Source organism: Dietzia sp. DQ11-44, assembly GCF_014145205.1.
GTDB classification, from domain to species: domain Bacteria; phylum Actinomycetota; class Actinomycetes; order Mycobacteriales; family Mycobacteriaceae; genus Dietzia; species Dietzia natronolimnaea.
In genome coordinates, this window is the sequence record NZ_JAALEC010000094.1 from 1 (window position 1) to 996 (window position 996).

Here is a 996-nt window from a genome sequence, read left to right on the forward strand (position 1 = left end):
GGGGACTTGCTCTCTACCGTGGCCTCTGCACGCCCTCCCCCTCGGGGTGTGCAGAACTGGAGATCCCTCGTGCGTCGCACTTCCCCTCGTTTCGTCAAGCCCCTCGCCGTCTGCGCTGCCGCCACCATGGCTGTCGCCGGACTCGGCGTCCCCGCGGCCTCTGCGCAGCAGTTCCTCATGCCGGGCTCGTCGTTCGGCGTCGCCGTCGGCGGCGGCGGTACGGTCCCGGCCCTCGATCCCACGAGCGCCGAGTACCGCCAGCAGCTCCACGACGCCACCAACGCCGCGCGCGTGGCCAACGGCCGGGCTCCGCTCCCGTCCAACGACGCGCTCGTCCGGTTGGCCACCGCCTGGAGCCAGGTGCAGGCCGCGGAGAACCGCATGTACCACAACCCCGATCTGCGCGACCAGGTCCCGGCCGGCACCACGCGCTGGTCGGAGAACGTGCTGCAGAACTGGCGCAACGCCACCCCTCAGCAGCTGGTCAACCAGTGGATGGCGTCCACCGGACATAGGCTCAACCTGCTGCGCACCGACCACACCTCGATGGGTATGGGCGTCGCCGTGGCCGGCGACAACAAGCTCTACGCCACCCAGGTGTTCACCCGGAGTTGAGTCGGGTCCGACCGTTCGCGGTCGGCAGCACTCATCCATAGCCACTCATCGATCAGGACGTTCCGCACACGTTTCGCGAGAAGCAGGTGTGCGGAACGTCCTTTTCGATGTGCGGGCCCGGCCGAGGCGCGGCGTCAGCCGACCATCCCCGCCAGCATCGCCCCGAGCCCCTCGTCGAATCGCGAGTCGTAGTCCACGCGCGGCATCGCGGGGTCCACGGCGGCGAGGTTGTGGTGGGTCTGCTCCTCGATCGTCACGCCGAGGACGTAGGCGGTGAGAGCCGTGGTCAGGCCCGCCGCCCGATCGCCGCCCCCGTGCCGCGCACACGTCCGTGCGACCGCGTCGGCCACCGGGTTCACCGCACCGGCGGCCAGCCCCAGT

Annotated in this window: 1 protein-coding gene and 1 pseudogene; one reads left to right on the forward strand and one right to left on the reverse strand. The window is 70.5% G+C overall.

Features of this window, described 5'->3' with window-relative positions:
- Positions 1-69 precede the first annotated feature (69 nt).
- Complete coding sequence (locus G6018_RS02830; protein WP_179524381.1) at positions 70-615, forward strand: CAP domain-containing protein; 546 nt, start codon at positions 70-72, stop codon at positions 613-615.
- A gap of 134 nt (positions 616-749) precedes the next feature.
- Here the strand turns inward: G6018_RS02830 and G6018_RS02835 are convergent.
- Positions 750-996: pseudogene (locus G6018_RS02835) on the reverse strand (TetR family transcriptional regulator); the annotation flags it as partial.